The following is a 3,124-nucleotide window of genomic DNA, read 5'->3' on the forward strand; positions in this document are numbered from 1 at the left end:
CTATTTATCTGGAGTCATAAAGCTTGTCAGATAATGCGCCACCGTTGAAGGTTGATGCATCATGAACATGTGAGCACCCTCTTTGATGGTTTGAAGCTTCATGGATGTGTCAAAATATCGGCCCCATCTCAACGCGGATTGAAGGGTAACAGTACGATCCCGTTCTCCCCACAGATACAATACCGGCAATGAGAGCGGCTCATATTCAAGCGTTGCTGCAGATTCCAGCATCCTGAAATCCGCCCGGATGACGGGCAGAAAATAATTCAACAATTCTTTTTCATGTATCAGTTCTTGCGGAAGAGCTTCATAGGAAAACAGATGATCAATCAGATTTTCGTCTGACATCCGATCATAATTCTGCATCCCGCATTCGTCAGGCGTGTTGCAGGCTGATAACACAAGCCGTAGCGTTTTAGCTACATCTGGACGTTCCTGATATAAGCGCTGCGCAACGAAGTAGGCTGTAATCCCTCCCAGACTATGTCCAAATAACAGACTGCCAGGCTGTATAACATCCAGCAGCTTGCTGGTATACAGTTCTACGAGTTGCTGCATATGCTTCAGGGGTGTTTCGGTGTTCACACCATGACCCGGGGGCGTAAACGCCCAAATTTCCGTGTCAGGAAGGTACGGCACTAGGGGCTGAAAACTGTTGGAGTTGCCACCGAGATAAGGAAAACAGACCATTTGTCTGTTTCCCTCCCCCTTTTGTAGCTGCTCCAAATAGATCGGTTCCATCACTTATCCACCACCATAACCAGGCTTACTTTCTTTCCAGAACATATGCAGGGAATGTCTGAAGTGAAGTATCCACATTTTTACGCTTGAAGATGACATGTATGACAATAGCCGATATTGCAAAAAAGAAGAATTGCATAATTTGAACTTGCGGATTAAAGTAGTACAAATCAATTTGACTTCCTGTGGCTACAAGCCAGAATGCAAGCAGATAAAACAGAAGTGTACCTTTGGTTGCATTGAAGATATAACTTTGGAACACGATAAATGCCATAAGCTGAACAACGTAGTATATGTAAGTGGTTGAGGTGCCAAAAGAGGAAATCAAGTATCCCGGAAGCACCCATAATCCGAACAACAGGCCGGTAATCAGACCACTTGTTATATTATTTTTTAACTTCCCTTGCAAGAATGGAAGCAAAAATCCGATCCAGCCAAACAGCCCACCAATCAGCCCCGTCTCCTTGATCAGATTCACAATCCCCAACCAGATCATTTCAGGTACACTATATGTCAACTCAGGGACCGGTATGCCGAATAACAAGGAACCAAAGTGCATTGTTGATGCAAAGATGATGGAAATACCAATAATGAGCGGTATCCAGAACAGGTCCTGTCTGCGCGGAACCAGCTTCATAAACATTCCTTTTAATGCTTCCGTTCCGCCCATCACATAACAAGTAATTAATCCGGCAATGGAAGGTGAATACAGAGCAACGATCGCAAGTGGATGCATCAAGGTTAACTCACCTGTTATGGGTACAATAAAATCCGCAAAGAACAAGAACAAACTTGCGATTCCATAACATGTGCCAAAGGAAATTCCCAAAAACAAATACATATATTTGTTGGACGGGCTGGTTGCCGGACTTGTGACTGGACGAATGGATGCCTGATTAGCTGTAATCATAGTGCCGCCTCCTTCTCAGTCAACTTTCTCTCAATAAGATCATGCAAACGGTTAATCGTGCAGAAATTAGCCAAATCCAGATCTTCATTTGCTATCTCAATCTGGAATCTACGCTCTACAAAGTCCACCAAACGCATCGCAAAGAGCGAATTGACGAACCGCTGCTCAAAATAATTGTCATTATCATTAATTTGAGTGTCTTCATGATCCATGGTGAGGTTGTTCCCGATAAACTCCCGAATTTCCTGACGATAATCCACTGCCCTTCCCCCTTGTTATTGATGTTGCCCCTCGGGCACTAAAACCTCAATGTAATCTGGAAACGCTACAGCCTGCTGCAAATCATGATAAAACAGCACTCTTCCTTCCTGATCTGCAGATTGCTGCTTGAAACCGGCGAAGCTGCATCATTTTTACTGGCAACAGAATGCAAAATACCTCGCTGGTCCAGTTTTTCAATCACCTCCTTTAAGCCCGGCTTCAGATGCACATCTGCAGATTCAAGCAAAACCCCATCCCATATGGTGTGGTCCAGATCCCAAACGATACATTTGATATCCTTGAGCTTTTCCATGGTCATGCCACCCTTCATCTTAGTAGGCATAGAATCCTTGACCCGTCTTCCGCCCCCACTGTCCTGCATCAACCATTTTCTGCAACATCGGACAGCATCGGAATTTGGGGTCCTGATAGCTGTCGTACAATACTTTCAATGAATGCACGACCGTATCCAGACCAATCAGATCCGCCGTCTCCAGCGGCCCCATCTGATAATTGAAGCCCTTCTTCATAATGGCGTCCACCTGCTCGGGTGTAGCGATTCCATCCTGTACAATGTACGCCGCTTCATTCATTAACAAGTGCGAGAGGCGATTAGAGACAAACCCGGGCAGATCCTCTATGACAACTGGACTTTTATCAAGAGTTTCCAAAAACGCTACCATCTCATGTTCCGTACCCTGCGTTGTATGATGTCCTTTGATCACCTCCACCATGGATTTAACAGGAACTGGATTCATCAGATGCACCCCAATAACTCGACCTGGGTCAGGCAAAAATGAAGCGAGCTTTGTCACGGAAATACAGCTTGTATTTAGCGCAAATAAAGCATCCGGACGAACCTTGTGGGATAGTCGTGCGTAAACTTCCTTTTTCAACTCCAGGTTCTCGGTTACATTTTCAATAATGATACTTGCCTCTTCCACACCTTCATCTTGTGTCTGAAACGAGATTCGTTCCATGATCTGATCCAGTGGCACCTGACCGTACCCTTGCTTCAGAAAGCAAGCTGAACGATATTCACGACGTATAACATCAGGGGCGTGTTCTATGACCGACGCCGAAATATCCTGCAAAATTACACGATAACCAGCCCTCGCGACATCCAGTGCCGTAGCGCATCCCATCACCCCTGCGCCAATGATTGCAATGAGTCGATTATGCATACCTAATCACCTCCTTATTGAGCTACCA

The 3,124-nt window shown here is 45.3% G+C and carries 5 protein-coding genes; all 5 read right to left on the minus strand.

All coding sequences use genetic code 11. The annotated features are described in order from the left end of the window. Nucleotides 1-741: a thioesterase II family protein gene (locus tag AC6CIF_RS07070; RefSeq protein ID WP_076214239.1), complete on the minus strand. Its 741-nt coding sequence runs from the start codon at nucleotides 739-741 to the stop codon at nucleotides 1-3. A gap of 25 nt (nucleotides 742-766) precedes the next feature. After that, nucleotides 767-1,651, minus strand: coding sequence for a hypothetical protein (locus tag AC6CIF_RS07075; protein ID WP_179088561.1), 885 nt, complete (start codon nucleotides 1,649-1,651; stop codon nucleotides 767-769). Continuing rightward, entirely contained in the window at nucleotides 1,648-1,911 is a 264-nt protein-coding gene (locus AC6CIF_RS07080; RefSeq protein WP_017687156.1) for an acyl carrier protein, read from the minus strand. Before AC6CIF_RS07080 ends, AC6CIF_RS07075 begins: the two co-directional genes overlap by 4 nt. Nucleotides 1,912-1,976: 65 nt before the next feature. Beyond that, nucleotides 1,977-2,225: a hypothetical protein gene (locus tag AC6CIF_RS07085; RefSeq protein ID WP_498198738.1), complete on the minus strand. Its 249-nt coding sequence runs from the start codon at nucleotides 2,223-2,225 to the stop codon at nucleotides 1,977-1,979. Between the two features lie 19 nt (nucleotides 2,226-2,244). After that, nucleotides 2,245-3,096, minus strand: coding sequence for a 3-hydroxyacyl-CoA dehydrogenase family protein (locus tag AC6CIF_RS07090; RefSeq protein ID WP_100526999.1), 852 nt, complete (start codon nucleotides 3,094-3,096; stop codon nucleotides 2,245-2,247). Nucleotides 3,097-3,124 lie beyond the last annotated feature (28 nt).

Source organism: Paenibacillus sp. GQ49, from assembly GCF_059759055.1.

Coding starts and splice junctions, on each gene's coding strand:
- AC6CIF_RS07070 (WP_076214239.1), bottom strand. CDS start 741: ATGGAACCGATCTATTTGGAGCAGCTACAAAAGGGGGAGGGAAACAGA.
- AC6CIF_RS07075 (WP_179088561.1), bottom strand. CDS start 1,651: ATGATTACAGCTAATCAGGCATCCATTCGTCCAGTCACAAGTCCGGCA.
- AC6CIF_RS07090 (WP_100526999.1), bottom strand. CDS start 3,096: ATGCATAATCGACTCATTGCAATCATTGGCGCAGGGGTGATGGGATGC.
- AC6CIF_RS07085 (WP_498198738.1), bottom strand. CDS start 2,225: ATGGAAAAGCTCAAGGATATCAAATGTATCGTTTGGGATCTGGACCAC.